22 protein-coding genes are annotated in these 20,923 nt (G+C 32.5%); 7 read left to right on the forward strand and 15 right to left on the reverse strand.

Going from position 1 to position 20,923, the window contains the following annotated elements; all coding sequences use genetic code 11:
* Positions 1-15 precede the first annotated feature (15 nt).
* The gene (locus AX016_RS03085; protein ID WP_100894216.1) at positions 16-366 is read left to right on the forward strand and encodes a hypothetical protein; all 351 of its coding nucleotides are present in this window, start codon (positions 16-18) and stop codon (positions 364-366) included.
* A gap of 79 nt (positions 367-445) precedes the next feature.
* Here the strand turns inward: AX016_RS03085 and AX016_RS03090 are convergent, their stop codons facing one another.
* From AX016_RS03090 to AX016_RS03110, 5 genes are all read right to left on the reverse strand, one after another.
* On the reverse strand, positions 446-1,876 hold the full coding sequence (locus AX016_RS03090; protein WP_100894217.1) for a DUF3526 domain-containing protein: 1,431 nt from the start codon (positions 1,874-1,876) through the stop codon (positions 446-448).
* 1 nt (position 1,877) lies between these two features.
* Positions 1,878-3,281 (reverse strand): DUF3526 domain-containing protein, encoded by a 1,404-nt coding sequence (locus AX016_RS03095; protein WP_100894218.1) that lies wholly within the window; start codon positions 3,279-3,281, stop codon positions 1,878-1,880.
* 5 nt (positions 3,282-3,286) lie between these two features.
* Positions 3,287-3,994, reverse strand: a complete 708-nt coding sequence (locus AX016_RS03100; protein WP_100894219.1) for an ABC transporter ATP-binding protein — start codon at positions 3,992-3,994, stop codon at positions 3,287-3,289.
* A 186-nt stretch (positions 3,995-4,180) separates the two neighbouring features.
* On the reverse strand, positions 4,181-4,555 hold the full coding sequence (locus AX016_RS03105; RefSeq protein ID WP_157811072.1) for a hypothetical protein: 375 nt from the start codon (positions 4,553-4,555) through the stop codon (positions 4,181-4,183).
* 262 nt (positions 4,556-4,817) lie between these two features.
* The gene (locus AX016_RS03110; RefSeq protein WP_100896789.1) at positions 4,818-5,282 is read right to left on the reverse strand and encodes a CBS domain-containing protein; all 465 of its coding nucleotides are present in this window, start codon (positions 5,280-5,282) and stop codon (positions 4,818-4,820) included.
* Between the two features lie 120 nt (positions 5,283-5,402).
* On the opposite strand from AX016_RS03110, the gene AX016_RS03115 reads away from it, so the two are divergent.
* The 3 genes from AX016_RS03115 to AX016_RS03125 all read left to right on the forward strand — a co-directional run bounded on the left by AX016_RS03115 (position 5,403) and on the right by AX016_RS03125 (position 8,992).
* Positions 5,403-7,682, forward strand: coding sequence for a M28 family peptidase (locus tag AX016_RS03115; RefSeq protein WP_100894221.1), 2,280 nt, complete (start codon positions 5,403-5,405; stop codon positions 7,680-7,682).
* Positions 7,679-8,482: an NAD(P)H-binding protein gene (locus AX016_RS03120; protein WP_100894222.1), complete on the forward strand. Its 804-nt coding sequence runs from the start codon at positions 7,679-7,681 to the stop codon at positions 8,480-8,482. Before AX016_RS03115 ends, AX016_RS03120 begins: the two co-directional genes overlap by 4 nt.
* Positions 8,483-8,611: 129 nt before the next feature.
* Positions 8,612-8,992, forward strand: a complete 381-nt coding sequence (locus AX016_RS03125; RefSeq protein ID WP_100894223.1) for a hypothetical protein — start codon at positions 8,612-8,614, stop codon at positions 8,990-8,992.
* A 57-nt stretch (positions 8,993-9,049) separates the two neighbouring features.
* Here the strand turns inward: AX016_RS03125 and AX016_RS03130 are convergent, their stop codons facing one another.
* From AX016_RS03130 to AX016_RS03170, 9 genes are all read right to left on the reverse strand, one after another.
* A complete protein-coding gene (locus AX016_RS03130; RefSeq protein WP_100894224.1) occupies positions 9,050-9,976 on the reverse strand; it encodes a DUF3078 domain-containing protein in 927 nt (308 codons plus the stop codon).
* A 69-nt stretch (positions 9,977-10,045) separates the two neighbouring features.
* Positions 10,046-10,558 carry a DUF2480 family protein gene (locus AX016_RS03135; protein ID WP_100894225.1) on the reverse strand — a complete coding sequence of 171 codons (513 nt, stop codon included), beginning with the start codon at positions 10,556-10,558 and terminating at the stop codon, positions 10,046-10,048.
* A gap of 36 nt (positions 10,559-10,594) precedes the next feature.
* Positions 10,595-10,918, reverse strand: coding sequence for a DUF59 domain-containing protein (locus tag AX016_RS03140; RefSeq protein ID WP_100894226.1), 324 nt, complete (start codon positions 10,916-10,918; stop codon positions 10,595-10,597).
* Positions 10,919-10,941: 23 nt separating this feature from the next.
* Positions 10,942-11,364 carry a SufE family protein gene (locus AX016_RS03145; protein WP_100894227.1) on the reverse strand — a complete coding sequence of 141 codons (423 nt, stop codon included), beginning with the start codon at positions 11,362-11,364 and terminating at the stop codon, positions 10,942-10,944.
* 97 nt (positions 11,365-11,461) lie between these two features.
* Positions 11,462-12,688, reverse strand: a complete 1,227-nt coding sequence (locus AX016_RS03150; protein ID WP_100894228.1) for an aminotransferase class V-fold PLP-dependent enzyme — start codon at positions 12,686-12,688, stop codon at positions 11,462-11,464.
* Positions 12,689-12,713: 25 nt separating this feature from the next.
* The gene (gene sufD / locus AX016_RS03155) at positions 12,714-14,030 is read right to left on the reverse strand and encodes a Fe-S cluster assembly protein SufD (RefSeq protein ID WP_100894229.1); all 1,317 of its coding nucleotides are present in this window, start codon (positions 14,028-14,030) and stop codon (positions 12,714-12,716) included.
* A gap of 74 nt (positions 14,031-14,104) precedes the next feature.
* Positions 14,105-14,857, reverse strand: a complete 753-nt coding sequence (gene sufC / locus AX016_RS03160; RefSeq protein WP_100894230.1) for a Fe-S cluster assembly ATPase SufC — start codon at positions 14,855-14,857, stop codon at positions 14,105-14,107.
* A 100-nt stretch (positions 14,858-14,957) separates the two neighbouring features.
* Positions 14,958-16,403, reverse strand: a complete 1,446-nt coding sequence (gene sufB, locus AX016_RS03165) for a Fe-S cluster assembly protein SufB (RefSeq protein ID WP_100894231.1) — start codon at positions 16,401-16,403, stop codon at positions 14,958-14,960.
* A 78-nt stretch (positions 16,404-16,481) separates the two neighbouring features.
* Positions 16,482-16,811 carry a HesB/IscA family protein gene (locus AX016_RS03170; RefSeq protein ID WP_100894232.1) on the reverse strand — a complete coding sequence of 110 codons (330 nt, stop codon included), beginning with the start codon at positions 16,809-16,811 and terminating at the stop codon, positions 16,482-16,484.
* A gap of 222 nt (positions 16,812-17,033) precedes the next feature.
* On the opposite strand from AX016_RS03170, the gene thiL reads away from it, so the two are divergent.
* Complete coding sequence (gene thiL, locus AX016_RS03175; protein WP_100894233.1) at positions 17,034-18,086, forward strand: thiamine-phosphate kinase; 1,053 nt, start codon at positions 17,034-17,036, stop codon at positions 18,084-18,086.
* 2 nt (positions 18,087-18,088) lie between these two features.
* On the opposite strand, the gene AX016_RS03180 is transcribed toward thiL, so the two are convergent.
* Positions 18,089-18,343: a hypothetical protein gene (locus AX016_RS03180; RefSeq protein WP_100894234.1), complete on the reverse strand. Its 255-nt coding sequence runs from the start codon at positions 18,341-18,343 to the stop codon at positions 18,089-18,091.
* 252 nt (positions 18,344-18,595) lie between these two features.
* Here AX016_RS03180 and brnQ point away from each other — a divergent pair, with 252 nt between their 5' ends.
* Positions 18,596-19,876 carry a branched-chain amino acid transport system II carrier protein gene (gene brnQ, locus AX016_RS03185; RefSeq protein WP_100894235.1) on the forward strand — a complete coding sequence of 427 codons (1,281 nt, stop codon included), beginning with the start codon at positions 18,596-18,598 and terminating at the stop codon, positions 19,874-19,876.
* A gap of 74 nt (positions 19,877-19,950) precedes the next feature.
* Positions 19,951-20,922: a tetratricopeptide repeat protein gene (locus tag AX016_RS03190; RefSeq protein WP_100894236.1), complete on the forward strand. Its 972-nt coding sequence runs from the start codon at positions 19,951-19,953 to the stop codon at positions 20,920-20,922.
* Position 20,923: the final 1 nt, after the last annotated feature.

Below are 20,923 nucleotides of genomic sequence, written 5' to 3' on the forward strand. Positions count from 1 at the left end.
AAGTTACTTTTAAATTTGGAGACTACTTGCCTAGAATGCGGAAAAAAACTTGTTGGCAGAGCAGATAAAAAATTCTGTGAAGACTATTGCCGTAATGCCTACAATAACAAAATTAACAAAGACAGTAAAAACCTAATTAGAAACATAAACAATAGGCTGCGTAAAAACTACCGAATTTTAGATAGTTTTACTTTAACCGAGGGCAAAACTAAAACTACACGTACCAGGCTAATAGATAAAGGTTTTGACTTTGAGTTTATAACTAGCAATTACACCACCAAAAAAGGAACTACTTACTTTTTTGTGTATGACCTTGGGTATTTACCCTTAGATAATGATTATTATATGATTGTGAAACGCGAGTAGCTCTACTCCTTTTTAAACAAAAAAAATAGGTATGCATTAAAATACACACCTATTTTTATAAAAGCAATATTGTAACTTGTTATGAAATTACTGTTCCTTTTTTTATTTTATTGATATATACTTGCCTACCAATTAAAATAAATATCACAGAAAAAACAAGCAATACTATCACCTTAAATAAAACTAAGTTATTTTTAGGAGCCTTGTATTTAAAACTAGGAAGCTCTTTATAATCTTTAGTTGTAAAATTCTTATTTCCGTACAACATAGGTTTAAAAAAGTTACGCCACTCTTTAGAAAATTTAAAAACCTGATTTCTGTAACTTTGATAGTGACTTGTAGAGGTATGCGCTAAATTATTAAAACTTTGCTGCATAAGTATTGCTGGTGAACTATACTGCCACAATCTAACCCAGTCTTGCTGTTTTGTTAGCTGATCTTCATAAGAGCTTATTAAAGGCTTTAATTCCTCTTCTACGAGCTCTTGAGATGCAATATATTTATGCCAAAAAGAATAATTGTTATTCCCGTCTTTTGATGCATACTCAGTATGGTCTCTTAAAAAGTTATCTAGTATTTTATCTTGTTTACTAGATAATTCTTCTTTTAACTCCCTCACTTCTGTAATCATTTTAGTTCTAGATGGTATTGGGTAAAACGAGTTTGCCAACTGCCCCACTACTGCCGGAACAATTAAAATTACAAACACCCATATTGCCAATAAACTAACTGCATTTTTAGCCGAGTTATTTATTACTAAATTAACAAGCAGCACAATGGTAAACCAAAAAAGTATGTAAGCACAGACTAAGGACACTAGCTGTAAAAACGCTAAAAAATTAGCACTAAAATTATACCCAAAAATTAACAGTGTAATTGTAATAACAGCCATAGTTATTAAGGTTAACCAAAAGAACCTTAGTGCTGTTTTTTGCAATATCCATTGGTAAATAGATATTGGTTGTGACGCCAATAATTTTAAAGATCCATACTCTTTTTCTTCAGACAAAATATTGTAACTAAACGCTATAATAATTAAGGGCAAAATGTAAATAATTACAAAAGACAAATCAAAAGATCCAAAAAGCAACTGTATAGGATTTGCAAGTTCAGAGTAATCTAAACTAAAACTATCTCCATACGCACTTGGCTTTATAAAATGCGTAAAAAGATCACTTTGTCCTGTAGATATAAATGTTAAAGGTGCTGCCGGTATTGCTGCTACCCTAGGGTAATTATAAGCAACATTCATTGGAGCATTAGGCATTCTCCTTGGGTTAATACTTACCTGCAATCCTTTTTCTATAGAGTCTAACACTTTTGCCATTGTAGCATCATTAGTATTTGCCTCTAAAACAACTTTATCTAACTGTTTTACGCGTTCATTTACTTTCTCTTTACCATTATAGCCTGCAAATAAAACTACAATTAAAAGTAGTAATGATAATAGTAAAAGCCACCTACTACGTAGTAATGACTTTAGTTCATATTTAAAATTATATCTAAACATTTTAATATTTTTTATTAGTGAAAAATAATAGTGCAGCTGTAAGCACAAACCAAATTACAAGCACAGAAAAAACACCTGTATTTTGCTTGTAGACTTCTGTAAAAGTTGGACTCTCATAACTAAACTCTTCCAACTTACTCCAAGTGTCTGCTGGTGCAACATAACGCTCGTTATATTTCGCATTTTTTTCTGTAGTACCATTTAAAAATCGTTGTACACCTACTCTATACTCTTCTGCTGCTTCTGTAAAAGCCCAGTGAGACTCATAATCTGTATTGGCAATTGCCATAGATAAAAAACGAGTTGGTAAAAAAGGTGATATAGAAGATAAAGATTTGTACACTCCTCCTTGCTTTTTAGCTTTTTCTTTTAAAAGACCATAATGTTTAGCATACACCTGCGCTTGGTATTCTTCTCCTTTTTGCATTAAAAATGCATTAAAATTAAAAGGCAATTTATGTACACTATCTACTTTATACTCTTTTAGTATTTGTAGGCGTAACTTTTGCGATTCCTCATTCCAAGGATTATGTCCGTCTAAACCTTGCTTGCTTTCATTCGCAATTTGCTCATTAAACTCTTGGTGAGAAGGATAGGGATACTTAGCATCTGCCAAATTACTAGCTACTTTAGGCGCTACAAAACAAGCTAAAACCCAAAATACCAAGTTAATTACAAGCGCAATACCAGATTTTTTTACTTTTGATGATATAAATAATACCACATTAATAAAAATTAAATAGTAAAGTAAATACACAAAATACAGTGCAAAAATTTCTTTCCACTCAAACAAACCAAAATCATTTAAGCTAGTTAATGCAATAGCAGCTACGGCAAATAAAACGGTTGCAATGACCATAGTAGGTATTAGAGCTGCAAGCCATTTACCAACAAACAATTTCCAGCCTACCACACCTTGACTTTTTAGAATAAAGAAAGTATTCCCTTCAACCTCTTTTGAAAAAATATTATAACCAATTAAAATAATTATTAATGGTATAATATAAAGCAGAATAAAATCTGGTGTTAATGCTCCAAACCTAGACAATGCTGTTTGGTCTGCTGCATCACTAAAAGCAGCTTCGTTTCTATTATGTGCTTCTAAAAATACAGAAACACCTGTATATTTATCTACACCTTGGTCTATTAAAGATAAAGGAGATTTTGGTTTAAAAACATAATTGCCATAATGTGCAGCAGAATGCGGATTTTTAGCTCCTTGTGACTCCCAAACTTTACGCTCGTTTACTTTAGCTTCGTTATACTGTGCTGCTGTATTTTTATACTGTTTAAAAGTGACAAAAAACGCCACTAATGCCAATAAAAATACTATTGCTGCAGAAATTTTAAAACGTCCGTCTCTAAAAATTTCTTTTAGTTCTTTTTTAATTATATACCGTATCATATAGCTTAGTTAGTTAAAGTCATTGTTTCTAAATACACTTTTTCTAGATCTTGTAGTGTAATTTCATCATTAGAAAAATGATGCTTTAAAACGCCTTGTTTCATAATACCAATATGCGTACCTATTTCCTTGGCTCTAAAAATGTCGTGTGTAGCCATAAGTATAGCTACTTTGGCATTTTTCATACTTTTTAGCAATTCACCAAACTCATTACTAGATTTAGGATCCAAGCCAGAGGTTGGTTCATCTAACAACAATACTTTAGCGCCTTTTGCAATTGCTAGCGCAATACCTACTTTTTGCCTCATTCCCTTAGAAAAAAACTGCACACGCTTATTAAAAGCTTCTTGTTGTAAACCTGCCTCATCTAAAAAGTTTTTTAGCTCTGCTTTTGAAAAACTTTTACCACCTATCCCAAGAAAATAATCTAAATTCTCTATAGCTGTTAGTGTAGGATAAAGCATTAGATTTTCTGGTATGTATGTTAAAAACGGCTTAGTCTTTTTGGGATTTTTTACCACATCTAAACCATTAATAAAAGCGTTACCAGACGTTGGTGTTATAAAGTTAAGTAGTAAATTAATAGTGGTAGATTTTCCTGCTCCGTTAGCACCAAGCAGACATAAAATTTCGCCTTCTTTTATTTCTATATTTAAATTATCTAAAGCGGTAAAATCACCGTATTTCTTAGTTAAATTAGTTGTTTTAATCATTTTGAATATTGTTGGTTTTATAATTTTTATTTGTGTGTTTTTTCAAGAAAATGGGATAAGAAAATAGCAATGCAGTTACTTTAGTGAATACTATAGCATATATAAATACTAGGTGTTTAGATACAACACATACCTATGCTAGCTATGTATTGTATCTAAGACACTTAATTAATTCTTTTAAAAAAATTACGCTGCTAAACTTACAGTAGGAGGTGCTCTAAGAGAGCTGTTGCTTAATAAATAGAAAAATGTATACGGTTCTACATATTCTATTTTTAAGTAGTGAGTTGCAATAGGCTCTTTTACTTTTAGCTTATTTTTATAAGCTATAATTACTTTTGTTAACTTAAATTGATGACATAAAAGACAGTCATAAATAGCGGTACTAAATTCTGCTGTCTCTACAGCCAAAGGTGTAAAATCTACCGTACTAAATTCTAATGCATTATTTGTGTGGGTATGATTATGTGGCTCTAAATATGTATGAAATACATAGCTTGCCTGACTTACCAAAAATAGCAAGCAAAAGAACAACGCAATATGTTTTTTAAAGAATTTCAAGAAATACACAAATTAGACCTAACTATAAATTTGCGTGCCAAAATAGACAATTAAACAAAGGGCATTTTTTAAATCTTGTTAATATTTTCTAAAAATTTGAGAAAATGACAACAAAAAAGAAGAATAGTAATTTATCTGCTAAATAACAGAGGTATATTTTGTAATATTATGTTAAAAATAAAGCAATAGCAAAAAATGAAACAAAAAAAATGGTTTCTGGGGACAGAAACCATTCATAAATTAAGAGAAATCATAAGGTATGCTATTTATAATTTTGTCCATTTAATTTTAAAGCTGCTATTACCACATCTTTACGGCTCAATTGCCCTACTAAAATATCGTTTTTAAGCACAGGAAGCCTACGCCTGTTATGACGCACAAAAATACCTGCAGCATCAAAAATACTTATGTCCGGAGAAATAAACTCTACATCTCTAGTCATAAAATTTTCTACACTTTTGTTTAGTATTGGCTGGTTAAAATAACGACTTTCAGATATTTGTTTCATACAATCTGCCTCAGAAATAATACCAACTAAAAATCCGTTATTATCTAATACTGGTCCACCAGAAATATTGTGCTTGGTAAACAGCTCCATTACTTCTAAAATAGATTGGTCTGGACTAAAAGTTATTAACTTTTTAGTCATATAATCTTCTACTAATATTGGCGCCTCAAATTCTTTTTTTAAGGTCTTCCGCACTCCTTGAAAGCTTTTAATTCCCATAATATTTGGTTTTAGGTTAATTTTAAACTTAGTGATTTTTAATGAATTATCTAAATAAATTGCGTTAAAAGCATCAAATTTGTATAATTTTAAGGCATACAACCAGAAATACGCAACAAAATGAGCAAAATAGCAAGAATTTTAACTCTAATACTTTTACTACTAGCCATTTACTTTAGTTTTATAGCTATAATGCCAACCTATTCTGCTGATAAAGACTCGGCTCTCACAAATTTTTCTACAGACAGAGCATTAAAACACGTTGCAGAAATTGGCAAAGAACCACATGCAGTTGGTTTTAAAGCACACGCAGATGTTAAAAATTATATTGTAGCAGAACTACAAAAATTAGGATTAAAAACCACCGTACAAGAAGGCTATACTGCTGGCGATTGGGGTAACTTATCTTATGCCAGCAATATTTTAGCAAAAATTAAAGGCAAAACAAGCAATAAGGCTTTGCTATTACTATCTCATTATGACAGTAACCCACATTCATCTCTTGGGGCTAGTGATGCAGGCAGTGGCGTTGCTACTATTTTAGAAAGTATACGTGCATACCTAGAGGAAAATAAAACACCTACAAACGATATTATAATTTTACTTTCTGATGGCGAAGAACTTGGCCTTAACGGAGCCGAACTGTTTGTAAATAAACATCCGTGGGCAAAAGACGTTGGTTTGGTATTAAACTTTGAGGCTCGTGGTAGTGGTGGACCTAGCTATATGCTTATTGAGACCAACCAAGGTAACGGTAAACTTATTGAAGAATTTACCGCTGCTAACCCAGAATATCCTGTGGCAAATTCTTTAGCTTATAGTATTTATAAAATGCTTCCTAATGATACAGATTTAACTGTTTTTAGAGAAGATGCAGATATACAGGGTTTCAATTTTGCTTTTATAGACGATCACTTTGACTATCATACCGAAAAAGATAATTATGAACGTTTAGATAAAAAGACTTTAGCGCACCAAGGAAGCTATTTAATGCCGTTGTTACGCCACTTTGCAGATACAGACTTATCAGCCTTAAAAACTAATGAAGATGCAATTTATTTTACTGCTCCAGTATTTAAAACAGTGTCTTACCCTTTTAGTTGGATATGGCCAATGTTTGCCATTGCTGTAGTCCTGTTTATTGTTATTACTGTACTTGGTTTAAAAAACAAAACACTAGATGCTAAAGAAATCATAGTTGGGTTTGCACCTTTACTTATTTCCATACTTATTACTGGTGTTGCAGGTTATTTTAGTTGGACTCTTTTAAAAGTTATGTATCCGCAATACAAAGATATTTTACACGGATTTACCTATAACGGGTACACATACATTGCAGCATTTACCCTATTAGCACTTGCTATTTGTTTTTATATTTACCATAAGTTTAAAAAACTTAAAACACCCAATTTAGTAGTTGCACCACTTTTTATTTGGCTGGTAATTTCTGGTTTAGCTGCAGTATATTTAAAAGGAGCTAGCTATACTATTGTACCAGTGTTTGCGCTATTGGTTTCTTTTGTAATTGTTAGTAACCAAAAAAAGCCAAACCCATATCTATTGTTCTTTTTAACCCTACCCGTGATAACTATATTTGCACCTTTTGTAAAAATGTTTCCTGTAGGACTAGGTTTAAAAATGTTAGTTGCCAGCACAGTTTTAACAACACTTTTATTTGTTGCTATTACTCCAATATTTGGCTTTTACAAACATAAAAATAGATTGGCGTTACTATTATTTATACTAAGTTTAGGTGGTTTTGCAATGGCGCATTTTAATTCGGGCTTTACTAAAGACAACGCAAAACCAAGCAGTTTACTTTATGTTTTAGATGCAAACACCAACACTGCTAAATGGGCAACTTATGACAGTTATTTAACAGAGTGGACTGCACAATATGTAGACGATACCAAAACAAGTCCAAAAGAGTTGGCTAACACAACAATTAGCAGCAAATACAATTCTAGTTTTAATTATGTTGCCAATGCTGCCATAAAAAAAGTAGCTGTTCCAAAAATTGAAAAAACGCAAGACACGTTAATAAATAACAAAAGACATTTAAAAATTTGCATTACGCCACAACGCAATGTAAACCGTTTGGATATTTACAAAAACAATGTTGCATTAGAGCAAGCAGTTGTAAACGGTGTAGCATTACCAGACTATTCTTTATTAGATAGTACTAGCAAATTTATGACGCATTATATTAGCAATAATAATTATACAGAAATTAGCCTAATTTTAGAACCTAACACTCCTTTAGAACTTACTTTTTTTGAAGCTTCTAATGATTTGTTAACTAATGAACATTTTAGCATACCAGCAAGACCAGAAAATGAAATACCAATGCCTTTTGTTTTAAACGATGCTATACTAATTATAAAAACAGTGAAATTTTGAAAAATAAAATAGCAGTATTTGGCTGCGGATGGCTAGGCTTACCTTTAGCCACTACATTACAAAAGCAGGGATATACAATTAACGGTAGCACAACCTCTAAAGATAAATTGGCTCTCCTAGAGGAGCAGTCTATACACCCTTTTTTGGTCAATTTAAATGATGAAGATTTTACAACACAATTAGATTTGTTTTTAAGTGATGTAGAGGTGCTTGTTATTAATATTCCTCCAAGAATGAAAACTGGCGATGCAAGTAACTACCTTAACAAGATGCAAATTGTGCACAAACAATGCAATATTGCAAACGTTAAAAAAGTAATTTTTGTAAGTAGCACATCCGTATACGGTAATTTAAATGGCGAAATAACCGAAAAAACAACCCCTAAACCTGCTACAAGCGCCGCAAAACAATTAGTTACTATAGAACAGTTGTTTTTAAATGATAGCAGCTTAAAAGCTACCATAATACGTTTTGGAGGTTTAATTGGTAATGGCAGACACCCTATTTATCATTTGGTAAAAAAAGACGAAGTAAGCAATGGTAATTATCCTATTAACCTAATAGATATTACAGACTGTATATCAATAATTAGTCTAATAATTGAAAAAAATTACTGGAACGAAATCTTTAATGCCGTATATCCTTTTTATCCTACAAAAGAAGAATATTATACTCAAATAGCTAACAATAAAAGACTTAAACCACCTGTATTTACTAGAAACAAGAGTGAAACTGGAAAGAAAGTAATTTCTCACAACCTTATTTCTGTTAAATTTTATGAATTTAACACATCAATATAAATAACTTTCACAACACTTTTTTGACGTTTCACAACAAAGCCATAGACCAAATGTTAATTACAGTCGTTGATTAACAGGTATTTGACGATTATTTGGTAATTTAGGAGTATCAATTAATCAAAAAATAGAATGAAAGATTCAGATATTAAATCGAAGATAGAGAATAACATCTATAGTTTAATTTCTTCTACTTGCTCACAAAGAATAGACGATCAATCTAGAGCATTACATATAGCAATTATTAAAAAACATTATAATGCTACAGATGTTACTATAGATTACTTTAGAAAAAGATTAGTGATGGATTTGGTTATAGACGATACTGTTTACAATCCCAACACTATAAATATGCACATACCTACTTTTAAAGCTAATTTTTACTATTTAGACTTACAAGATTTTTTAAAGTCGTGCATACAAAGAGATGATAGGAGCATTGCTTTTTACGCAAGCTTGTTACGGTCCTTAAATTTTTTGGACGAACATCATAAACTCCTAAAGAGTGCTTAAGTATAAAAACAAAAAAGACCGCAATTGCGGTCTTTTTTTATATTGTTACTTTAGGTATTAAAATGCGTAGTTTAAACCTAACATCCAAAAAGATTGTAATTTGTTATCTACATCATCAAAAGAAGTTGCTGTAGCTGGTGTTTGAGCTAAAGAGTAGTTTAAAGCTTCTTGCTTATTACTTCTTAATCCAAAATCAAAACCAACACCAATCATTTTCCAAAGTGTGTACCCAAAAGAGTTTGTCCAAGTTACGTTAGACAAATCTGAGCTCTTGTAGCTTTGAAACATAGATAAGTTAGACTTAAAGTTTACTGCACCAATTTTTTTAGTATAATCTGCAACTATTTTAGCACCTAAAGATGACTCAAAAACAGCATCGTTATCTGCAAATACAAAGTTGTAGTTTAATGGGTGTATAACTACTACTAAATCTTGTATTGGAGTCCAAGTAGCACCAACACCTAAATCTAAATAACCAGGATTATTAAAGTTATTTAAAATTGTAGTTCTGTATTCTGCTAAACCAGAAATTGCAAATTTCTCTGATAATTTACGCCCGTACAAAGATGTTAATGTAAATACATCTGTAGTTCCTTCAAACTTATCACTATCAGCTGGGTTATCTTTATTATCTAACTTTACCCAAGCAAGGTTTACGTTAGCAGAGTTTCTCCAGAAAAATTTATCTTGTTTTAGGTTAGCAAAAGCATTTACTGTAAAACCTATGTTACCAGAGTTGTTGTTTGGTGTTCCTTGCGCATACCAGTTGTCAAAACTAGAGATAGTACCACCAATAGTACCAAAAGCTCCTATTTTCCAACCTGGCATAGCATCTAACTTAGCCTGTATAGCTCCAATTCTTGCTTGTATAGCCGCTACAGAATCTTTTTTTACAGCTTGTTCTGCTTTTAACTCTTCTTCTGTTTGCGCAAAAGATACAGTTGCAACAAATAATAGCGCAGCTGTTAAAATAATTTTCTTCATTTTATAGTTTATTTTATGGTTTAATGAATGGCAAATGTAAGCATAGTTCTTTAAAATAAAAACCAACTTCTATTTTCTCTTGTACAACGGTACAGAAGAACAAGCCTCACCATACATAATGCTTTTTGCAAAAGATTGCATTTTAGCAGTAGCCCATAAGTATGCATTTGGTGGTACAGGTTTATTGCTACACCCTTTTATAATTACTGGTTTATCTTTATAAACAGAAAAATCTAATTCTGATATAATAGATTGATAAACAGAAGAGTATAGCTGCTCCAAATTTCCCTGAACAATGTATTTTGCATGTGGTTGTAAATAAGCGGTAACCAACATATATGCCCAACCTGGAACTATGGCATCTGTAGAGCAATATACAGCTACATAAGCGTTGTTGTATTGCTCCCAATTATGATTTGTTATGTGCTCCCTAAAGTCTTTTTCTTTTAAAATAAAGCCCTCAAAAAGCCAATTTTTTATATCTAAAAGCACTTTTTCTCCTTTTGGAAAGTAGTCTTCCAAGTCAAAAGTAACCAGTTTAGAACTAGCTACTCTATTAATTATTTCGTTGGATTGTGCCATAAACTATAATTTAAAACTACTTAAAACCAGTACTAATTATAAAAGGCCAAGCTCTAACTTAGCTTCTTCACTCATTAATTCTTGTGTCCAAGGCGGATCAAAAGTAATCTCTACTTCTGCACCTTTTACCATATCTAAAGACTTCACTTTTTCTTCAATCTCTACAGGTAAAGATTCTGCAACAGGACAGTTAGGAGACGTTAATGTCATTAATATTTTAACATCGTTATCTTCATTTACAAAAACATCGTAAATTAAACCTAACTCATATATATCTACAGGAATTTCTGGATCATAAATAGTTTTTAAAACCTTTACAATTTCCTCTCCTAAATTGTGTGTATCTAATGCTTCACTCATAACTTGTATAACTATACTTATTGTTATTTTAATTGTGTTTGGTATGCAATGGCGTACATTTTTATTTGCTTTATCATACTTACCAAACCATTTGCTCTAGTAGGAGACAAATGTTCTTTTAAACCAATTTCATCTATAAAACTGGTGTCTGCCTCTAAAATATCTTTTGGATGCTGACCGCTATAAACTCTAATTAAAATAGCTATAATTCCTTTGGTAATAATAGCGTCACTATCTGCTGTAAATGTAAGAGTATCACCTTCTAAATCTGCGTGTACCCATACCTTACTCTGGCAACCTTTTATAATATTATCATCAGTTTTATACTGCTCATCTATTAAAGGTAACGACTTTCCAAGATCTATCATGTACTCGTAGCGTTGCATCCAATCATCAAACATAGAAAACTCGTCTACTATTTCTTCTTGTATTTCTTTAATTGTCATAGTTACTTTTTAATCTTCACAAAAACCGAAGAATTTATTTAAAAACAAAAATACGATAACAAAGGTGCTTATCAAATTAGCGTGTAGTAATTAATTTTTATTGCAGCATTGCTACAGCTCTTTTCACACCTGCAACTAGGGCATCTACCTCTGCTGTAGTATTGTAAAAGCTAAAACTAGCTCTTACGGTACCAGGAATGCCGTAAAAATCCATAATAGGTTGTGCACAATGGTGACCTGTACGTACTGCAATACCTAATTTGTCTAAAATAGAACCAATATCATAAGGGTGTATACTACCTACGTTAAAAGATATAACCGATGTTTTATTTGCCGCTGTACCGTAAATTTTAAGTCCGTCCACAGTTAATAATTGCGCTGTTGCATATTCTAGCAGCTCATGCTCATAATCTGCAATAGCGTCAAAACCAATTGTATTCATATAATCTAGTGCAGCACCAAAAGCTATACCTCCGCAAATGTTAGGCGTACCAGCCTCAAACTTATGTGGTAAATCTGCATAGGTTGTTTTATCAAAAGTAACCTCAGCAATCATTTCTCCACCACCTTGGTAAGGCGGCAATTTATTTAACCACTCCTCTTTACCATATAGCATACCTGCACCAGTTGGACCACACACTTTATGAGCAGAAACTACGTAGAAATCTACATCTAACTCCTGTACATCTGCTTTTATATGCGGTGCAGCCTGTGCGCCATCTATTAAAGCTGCTGCACCCACTTTGTGTGCAGCATTTATAATTTCTTTTATTGGATTAACCGTACCTAAAGCATTAGAAACGTGATTACAAAAAACAAGCTTTGTTTTGTTAGACAGTAACTCGTAATAAGCATCTAGCTCCAACTCTCCATTTAGGTTCATTGGTATTACTTTTAAAACCGCACCAGTACGCTCACACAACATTTGCCAAGGCACAATATTAGAGTGGTGTTCTAATGCAGAAACAATAACCTCATCTCCTTTTTTTAAGAGTGATGAAAAACCGTTTGCTACAAGGTTAATACCGTGTGTTGTACCAGCAGTAAAAATTACTTCATGCGCAAATTTAGCATTAAAATGATGCTGAATTGTTGCTCTTGCCTGCTCGTATTTATCTGTAGCTTCTTGAGAAAGTGTGTGTACACCTCTGTGAATATTTGCATTGTAACCACTGTAATAGTCTACAATAACATCTAACACCTGTTTTGGTGTTTGCGATGTTGCTGCATTGTCTAAATACACTAAAGGTTGCCCATTTACAGTTCTACTTAAAATAGGAAAGTCTTTACGTATTGTTTGAATATCTAGGGTTGTTTTCTGCATAATTTTTAAGCTAACAGATTTATTTTTACAAATCGAATCCTAAATTAACACCTAATTTATTAGCTATTAATTTATTAATTCTAACTTTTAATTCTGGTATACGTACACTTTCTAAAACGTTGTTTGCAAAAGCATACATTAGTAATGCTCTTGCTTCTTTTTTAGGTATACCTCTAGATTGTAAGTAAAATAAAGCTTCTTCATCTAACTGACCAATAGTACAACCGTGAGAACATTTTACATCATCTGCAAAAATCTCTAATTGTGGTTTTGTGTTAATAGTAGCTTTATCACTTATTAATATGTTGTTGTTTTGCTGAAAAGCATTTGTTTTCTGAGCAATTTTATCAACTATAATTTTACCATTAAATACACCTGTAGCGCTATCTGCGTATATACCTTTATAATCTTGGTGACTTTCGCAGTTTGGCTCTATGTGGTGCACTAGTGTATGGTGATCTACGTGTTGTTTATCTCCAATAATAGTAATACCCTTCATGGTAGAATCTATACGCTCACCATTTTGATAAAAATTAAGGTTGTTACGCAATAACTTACCACCAAAAGAGAATGTATGTATTTTTACGTGACTACCATCTTTTTGGTCTATATATGTATTGTCTACTAAAGAAGCAGAATCTACATCATTCTGAACTTTGTAATAATCTACAATTGCATTTTTAGCTGCAAAAATTTCAGTAACACAGTTTGTTAATACCGCATTGCTAGTTAAACTCTGGTGACGCTCTATAATTTGCATTTCAGAATTTTCTTCAGCAATAATTAAGTTACGTGGTTGTAACATTAAAGCGGCATCATTACCTGTAGAAAAGTGTATAATTTCTATAGGCTTTTTAGGCACTTTATTTTTAGGTATGTAAATGTATGCACCTTCTCTACTAAACGCAGTATTTAATGTAGTTAAAGACTCGTCTTTAGAGGCTACTTTGTTAAAGTAAACATCTATAACAGCTTTGTACATTGGCTTAGTTAAAGCAGAGCTCATTAAACAAATATCTACACCATCATGGGTAGTTTCAGATAAGTTAGAGCTAAACACACCATCTATAAATACTATTTTGTAAGTATCTATTTGGTGAATAAAGTACTTTTTAACATCCTTATATTCTAAAGAACTTTCTTTTTTAGGAAAGATGCTAAAGTCTATTTTTTGTAAGCTGTTTAATGAAGTGTATTTCCAAGCTTCCTCTTTTTTTGAAGGAAAACCTTTAGTTTCAAAATTTTTAATAGCCTCTGTACGTACATCATGCACAGGGTTGTGCACGTCTACGTTGTTCTCGAACGCTAAAAATGAAGAAACTAATTTATCTTTTAAATCCATATTCTTTAATATTGAGTAGTAAGTAATAAATAATGTATGTGTTACATTATCCTAAAAATTAACTTAATACTTTTTTAAACTGCCGCTTCTTGCTTAATCCAATCATATCCTTTCTCCTCTAGCTCTAAAGCAAGCTCTTTAGTTCCAGATTTTACAATTTTACCATTATAAAGTACGTGTACATAATCTGGCACTATATAATCTAACAAACGTTGGTAGTGTGTAATAACAACAATAGCGTTGTCTTTGCTCTTTAGTTTGTTTACACCGTTAGCTACAATACGTAAAGCATCAATATCTAAACCAGAATCTGTTTCATCTAAAATAGCTAGTTTAGGCTCTAACATTGCCATTTGAAAAATCTCGTTACGTTTTTTTTCACCACCAGAAAAACCTTCGTTTAAAGAACGAGATAAGAACTTACGGTCTATCTCTAACAACTCAGACTTATCTCTAATAAGCTTAAGCATATCTTTGGCAGGCATATCCTCTAGACCTTTAGCTTTACGAGACTCGTTAATAGCTGTTTTCATAAAGTTAGTTACAGAAACACCAGGAATTTCTACAGGGTACTGAAATGATAAGAAAACACCATTATGAGCTCTTTCTTCAGGAGAAAGGTCTTCAATATTTTCTCCATTTAAAAAGATGTCTCCTGCAGTAACCTCGTAAGTTTCATTACCAGCTATAACAGAAGCCAATGTACTTTTACCAGAACCGTTTGGTCCCATGATAGCATGTACCTCACCAGCACCAACCTCTAAATTAATTCCTCTTAGTATTTCTTTGCCATCAACATTGGCGTGTAAATCTTTAATTTTAAGCATTTTATCGCTACTTTAATGTTCTTTATTTTTCTTTTCTTTTTTAGGGCGATTTTTTTATCAATCTAAAAACACCCAGCGTTTCTTTATTAGAGAAACAAGTTTATCCTACAGAGCCTTCTAAACTAATTTCTAGTAATTTTTGAGCTTCTACAGCAAATTCCATTGGCAACTTATTTAGTACTTCTTTACTAAATCCGTTTACAATTAATGCAATTGCTTTTTCTGTATCTATACCACGTTGGTTACAGTAAAAAATTTGGTCTTCACCAATTTTACTTGTTGTAGCCTCATGCTCTATCATTGCAGATTTGTTTTTAGCCTCTATGTATGGGAACGTATGTGCACCACACTCATTACCCATTAAAAGAGAATCGCACTGAGAAAAGTTACGTGCATTGTCTGCACGGCTACTAACTTGTACTAAACCACGGTAGCTGTTTTGAGATTTACCTGCAGATATACCTTTAGAAATAATAGTACTTCTAGTGTTTTTACCTAAGTGAATCATTTTTGTACCTGTATCTGCTTGCTGGTAGTTGTTTGTTACAGCAATAGAATAAAATTCTCCAATAGAATTATCTCCTTTTAAAATACAAGAAGGATATTTCCATGTTACTGCAGAACCAGTTTCTACTTGTGTCCAAGATACTTTTGCGTTTTTCTCACATAAAGCTCTTTTAGTTACAAAATTATAAACACCACCTTTACCCTCTTTGTTCCCAGGGAACCAGTTTTGTACGGTAGAGTATTTAATTTCTGCATCATCCATTGCAATTAACTCTACAACGGCTGCGTGTAATTGGTTTTCATCTCTAGATGGTGCAGTACAACCCTCTAAGTAACTTACATAACTACCTTCATCTGCAACAACCAAAGTACGCTCAAACTGACCTGTACCTGCTTGGTTAATTCTAAAATAAGTAGATAGCTCCATTGGGCAACGTACACCTTTAGGAATGTAACAGAAAGACCCATCTGTAAAAACAGCTGAGTTTAGTGCAGCATAAAAATTATCTGTAGTTGGCACTACAGTACCCATATACTTACGCACCAATTCTGGATGTTCCTGTATAGCTTCAGAAATTGGCATAAAAATAATACCTTTTTCTGCTAATGTTTTTTGAAAAGTAGTAGCAACAGAAACAGAATCTACAACAATATCTACAGCAACATTTTGCAGTTTCTTTTGTTCGTCTACAGAAATACCTAATTTCTTGTACATTTCTAACAACTCTGGATCTACATCCTCTAGCGTTTTGTTAGGATCTGCCTTTTTAGGAGCAGAGTAATAGCTAATAGCCTGAAAATCTGGTTTCTCATAATGAACATTTGCCCAATCTGGTTCTTCCATTTTTTCCCAAACACGATACGCTTCAATTCGCCAGTCTGTCATCCATTGTGGCTCATTTTTCTTTTTAGAAATAGCTATCACAATTTCTTCACTTAATCCTATAGGAAAAGTATCAGATTCTATGTCTGTATAAAAACCGTATTCGTATTCTTTGGTTTCTAGCTCTTTCTTTAACTCTTCTTCTGTATATGCCATTTTCTTCAATTTACCAATGGTGTAATTTTGCTAAAGCAACTTTACCTCATTGTTTCATTTTTTCTATTTTCAGTTTCGTTATAGCGAAAAACTTTCACCACAACCACATGTTCTTTGTGCATTTGGGTTATTAAACACAAAACCTTTTCCGTTTAATCCTCCAGAATACTCCAAAGTAGTTCCTACTAGATATAAAAAACTTTTTTTATCTACTACAATTCGTACTGCGTTATCTTCAAAAACTTTATCTGTTTCTCCGGTAGTTTTATCAAAATCTAACTCGTAAGATAAACCACTGCATCCACCGCTTTTTACGCCAACACGTACAAAATCTTTTTCAGCATCAAAGCCACCTTCGGTCATTAAATCTACGACCCTCTTCTTTGCTGTTTCTGAGACTTTTATCATACTAATCTTAATTTAAATTAGACCTCCACTCAAATTTTATTTGGTTTAGTTCTAAACAATTTACAAATATAGTGTATAAGTAGGGTTTTACCATACTTCCTAACATTATTATAACGAATGATAATATAAGATTTCTCTATTTACTATAAAAGTTAAAGTATATTAAGATTCTTTTATGTGTAAAAAACACATTTTGTACAATATCCTTATTATTTTTGCAGCATGTTAGACGATAAAAATCCAAAGAGAACATCTCTTGAAGAATTAGGCGAGTTTGGTTTAATTAATCACCTTACTAAGGACTTTGCCATAAAGCAAAAATCTACCCTAAAAGGTATTGGTGATGATGCTGCTGTTTTAGACCTTGAAGATAAAAAAATGGTAGTTTCTACAGATTTATTGGTAGAAGGCGTACATTTTGATCTTAGCTACGTACCCTTAAAACACTTGGGCTACAAGGCGGTTATGGTAAACTTATCAGACATATATGCAATGAATGCTACCGCTACACAAATTACAGTTTCTATTGCTGTATCTAACAGGTTTCCGTTAGAGGCTTTAGAGGAGTTATACAGTGGTATTGCATTAGCTGCAAAAACGTACAATGTAGATTTAATTGGTGGCGACACTACCTCATCTACTAAAGGAATGCTTATTAGTGTTACCGCAATTGGACAAGCTAATGAAGAAAACTTAGTATACAGAAACGGAGCAAAACCAAACGATTTACTTGTTGTTACAGGAGATTTAGGTGCTGCATATATGGGGTTACAGGTTTTAGAACGCGAAAAAGAGGTTTTTAAAGTAAACCCAAACAGCAACCCAGACCTATCTATGTATACATATATTGTAGAAAGACAATTAAAACCAGAGGCTCGTAAAGATATTGTTCCTTTACTAGATGCCTTAGGTGTTAAACCAACATCTATGATAGATATTAGCGATGGTTTATCTTCAGAAATTTTACATTTATGCGACCAGAGTAATGTTGGTTGTAATTTGTACGAAGACAAAATACCGTTAGACCCAACTGTAATTAGCTCTTGCGAAGAGTTTAAAGTAAACAGTACAACTGTTGCATTAGGCGGTGGCGAAGATTACGAGTTATTGTTTACTATAGACCAAAAAGAATTCCCAAAAATAAAAGGTAACCCTAACTTAACTGTCGTAGGGCATATGACAGATAAGAATGAAGGAGTTCACTTAATTTCTAGGAATAATACTAAAATTCCGATTACCGCACAGGGCTGGAATTCACTTACTGAAGAACAATAACACTAAGCTGCGCGCTGCGGTGCGTGTTGGTGTTTTTTTCTGTATACTTTTTGTAATGTATTGTTAATGTCTTCTAACTCTGGGGTTAGCTCAGACAAATTACCGGTTACGTCTGTAGTTACTTGTTTTTTGCAATGTATGCACTCGTACTCATTTATATGAGATGTTACTTTTTTTGTTACCGTATAATAATGACCAAAAATTCCGCAACATAACGCGTTAAATACTGAGCCAAGAGTGGCTAAAACTTTTTTCATAGCTTGTAGGATTTAAACAATGTTTGGTGGGGACCAGGCACTGTAATTATTTTTTAAAATTTGATGAAAAACAACTTTTATTTGTCATCAGTTTTTATTTAACGTTGACTTGTTAAAAATATTGAGTCTCTGTAAATTTATTTTACCAAAAACCATTTTTTTCGATGAAATGCTTAAAAATTTATGAACAATTAGCCGTTTGACGGTAATTTATAATATCCTATCTTTCCATCATAATACAACATATACCCAATGAATAATACCAAAGAAACTCTAGTATCTGCCTTTGCATTGTTTTCGCTCTTTTTTGGTGCAGGAAATTTAATATTACCACCGTTTATCGGTTTTAATGCTGGCGATTGGTGGTGGCTTATGGCAATAGGCTTTTGTTTGTCTGCTATTTTAATTCCTATTTTAGGCATTTTTGCACACGCAAAATTACAAGGCACTATTTTTGACTTTGGCAAAAAAGTATCTACCTCCTTTGGTTTAATTTACTCTTTACTAATTTATGCCATTGCAGTTGCACTACCCTCTCCCAGAACAGCATCTGTTACCCATGAAATTGGCATTGCTCCTTTTTTTGATATACCACCTATATACACCAGTATTATATATTTTGGTTTGGTACTGGTTTTTGCATTAAACAGATCTAAGATTTTAAATATACTAGGTAAGTTTTTAACTCCCGCTATACTGTTAATACTACTAGCTATTATTGGTATTAGTATATTTTCTTTTGATTTTAATTTTGGAGTATCAACCATAAGCAATCCTTTTACGGATGGTATTTTAGAAGGCTACCAAACTTTTGATGCTATTGCAGCTGTTGTAGTTGGGGGTGTTTTAATTATATCAATTAACATAAAAAATAAAGATATTTCTTATACAGACCGCAAAGCTCTAATTAGAAATGCAGGTATTTTTGCTGGCGTAGGTCTATTGTTTGTTTACGGAGGTTTAATTTTAACTGGCGCTCTAATGCACGGTAATTTTGAAACTGGTATTAACCGTACAGATTTGCTTAATGGAATTAGCAGAACTCTTTTAGGTAATGAAGGAAATAAATTTTTAAGTATTTTGGTAAGTTTAGCGTGTTTCACAACAGCTATTGGTATAGTTACAGGTACAGCAGATTTTATAAAAGACAGGTTTAACAACTCTAACAAAGCCTATACAATTACAGCCATTATTAGTTGTTTGTTGGGTATAGCTATGGGACAATTTAATGTAGACCATATAATTGTGGTTGCCATACCTGCTTTAATGTTTATTTACCCTATTACAATAATTTTAATAGTGCTTAATGTGCTACCAGATAAATATACAGAACCTAAGGTCTTTAGAGCAGTTGTATTTACTACTATTTTATTTAGTGTACCAGACTTTTTAAACAGTATTGGCATTACAAGTGTTGCTAATTTTACAGCAGCATACCTACCATTAAGCAAATATAGCCTTGCCTGGGTTTTACCAGCTGTTATTGCATTAATTGTTGGAAATTTAACTCACAAAAAAACCACAACGGTATAATTTTTGAATTTTATTAAATATTGATAGACATCTGGTTACCATACCATTTGTTTTTTTAATAATTTTACAAACGTATGAAGAGTACTTGCAACTATTTTTTAAGAACTACCACCTTACTTACTTTTTTAGTGGTAAGTTTTAGCTATGCACAAGAAATAGAAAACAGTGCAGATGTTTTTTTAGAAGACTACTCAGACAATTTTCAGGAAGCTTTTTTTGAAGGATTAAAGCAAAAAGGAATAGAAAATTATGACCGTGCCGTTAATAGCTTTTTAACCTGCCAAAAATTAGAACCTAAAAATGCCGCTGTAGCTAATGAACTAGCCAAGGCATACATACAAGGCAAACAATATAGCTTAGCACAAGAACAGGCAGAGTTGGCTCTTAAAGTAAACCCAGACAACATGTGGTATTTACAGAGCTTGTATACCTCTTTAAAAAAGCAATATAAAAACCTAAGCCACTTAAAAGAAATAGTGCCTTATGACAACGAAAAATTAAAAGAGAATTTAGCACACATTTTATATTTAGAGCGTAATTACAACGAGGCAAAAAATGTACTTACCGAGGTAAAAGATAGTCCGTTTAAAACCGATTTAAGTACAAAGGTGCAAGCTGCAATAGACCAAAGAGGAGCTAGTAGCAGTAGTTTTACTTTTACAAGCACCACAACAACCAACAACACAACAAAAAACACTACTGCTAAGCAAACAACTAACAGCAATAGTAACTCTGCTTTTAATTATAAAAGCAGGCTAAAATTTACCTTAAAGCAAAAAAACTTTGTTTTTTTAGAAACAACGGCAAAAGAAGCCTTAGAAGCTTACCCTTCACAACCTTACTTTTACTATGCTTTAGGAGCAGCATATAATGGCAGAAAAAAACACAGAGCAGCTATAGAAACTTTAAAAACAGGTTTAGACTATGTGTTAGATGATATTAGACTTGCAGATGATTTTTATAGAGAAATTGCAGCAGCATATACAGCAATGGGTAATCCTGCTAAAGCAAATATGTACTTAATTAAAGTAAAATTTAAAAAATAAA

This window comes from Cellulophaga sp. RHA19, assembly GCF_002813425.1.
In the GTDB taxonomy this organism is placed as follows: domain Bacteria; phylum Bacteroidota; class Bacteroidia; order Flavobacteriales; family Flavobacteriaceae; genus Cellulophaga.

Excerpts from the sequence above, each read along its gene's own strand:
- AX016_RS03090 (WP_100894217.1), bottom strand. The coding sequence starts at position 1,876 with ATGTTTAGATATAATTTTAAATATGAACTAAAGTCATTACTACGTAGT.
- AX016_RS03095 (WP_100894218.1), bottom strand. The coding sequence starts at position 3,281 with ATGATACGGTATATAATTAAAAAAGAACTAAAAGAAATTTTTAGAGAC.
- AX016_RS03100 (WP_100894219.1), bottom strand. The coding sequence starts at position 3,994 with ATGATTAAAACAACTAATTTAACTAAGAAATACGGTGATTTTACCGCT.
- AX016_RS03110 (WP_100896789.1), bottom strand. The coding sequence starts at position 5,282 with ATGGGAATTAAAAGCTTTCAAGGAGTGCGGAAGACCTTAAAAAAAGAA.
- AX016_RS03115 (WP_100894221.1), top strand. The coding sequence starts at position 5,403 with ATGAGCAAAATAGCAAGAATTTTAACTCTAATACTTTTACTACTAGCC.
- AX016_RS03125 (WP_100894223.1), top strand. The coding sequence starts at position 8,612 with ATGAAAGATTCAGATATTAAATCGAAGATAGAGAATAACATCTATAGT.
- AX016_RS03130 (WP_100894224.1), bottom strand. The coding sequence starts at position 9,976 with ATGAAGAAAATTATTTTAACAGCTGCGCTATTATTTGTTGCAACTGTA.
- AX016_RS03135 (WP_100894225.1), bottom strand. The coding sequence starts at position 10,558 with ATGGCACAATCCAACGAAATAATTAATAGAGTAGCTAGTTCTAAACTG.
- AX016_RS03140 (WP_100894226.1), bottom strand. The coding sequence starts at position 10,918 with ATGAGTGAAGCATTAGATACACACAATTTAGGAGAGGAAATTGTAAAG.
- AX016_RS03145 (WP_100894227.1), bottom strand. The coding sequence starts at position 11,364 with ATGACAATTAAAGAAATACAAGAAGAAATAGTAGACGAGTTTTCTATG.
- AX016_RS03150 (WP_100894228.1), bottom strand. The coding sequence starts at position 12,688 with ATGCAGAAAACAACCCTAGATATTCAAACAATACGTAAAGACTTTCCT.
- sufD (WP_100894229.1), bottom strand. The coding sequence starts at position 14,030 with ATGGATTTAAAAGATAAATTAGTTTCTTCATTTTTAGCGTTCGAGAAC.
- sufC (WP_100894230.1), bottom strand. The coding sequence starts at position 14,857 with ATGCTTAAAATTAAAGATTTACACGCCAATGTTGATGGCAAAGAAATA.
- sufB (WP_100894231.1), bottom strand. The coding sequence starts at position 16,403 with ATGGCATATACAGAAGAAGAGTTAAAGAAAGAGCTAGAAACCAAAGAA.
- AX016_RS03170 (WP_100894232.1), bottom strand. The coding sequence starts at position 16,811 with ATGATAAAAGTCTCAGAAACAGCAAAGAAGAGGGTCGTAGATTTAATG.
- thiL (WP_100894233.1), top strand. The coding sequence starts at position 17,034 with ATGTTAGACGATAAAAATCCAAAGAGAACATCTCTTGAAGAATTAGGC.
- AX016_RS03180 (WP_100894234.1), bottom strand. The coding sequence starts at position 18,343 with ATGAAAAAAGTTTTAGCCACTCTTGGCTCAGTATTTAACGCGTTATGT.
- brnQ (WP_100894235.1), top strand. The coding sequence starts at position 18,596 with ATGAATAATACCAAAGAAACTCTAGTATCTGCCTTTGCATTGTTTTCG.
- AX016_RS03190 (WP_100894236.1), top strand. The coding sequence starts at position 19,951 with ATGAAGAGTACTTGCAACTATTTTTTAAGAACTACCACCTTACTTACT.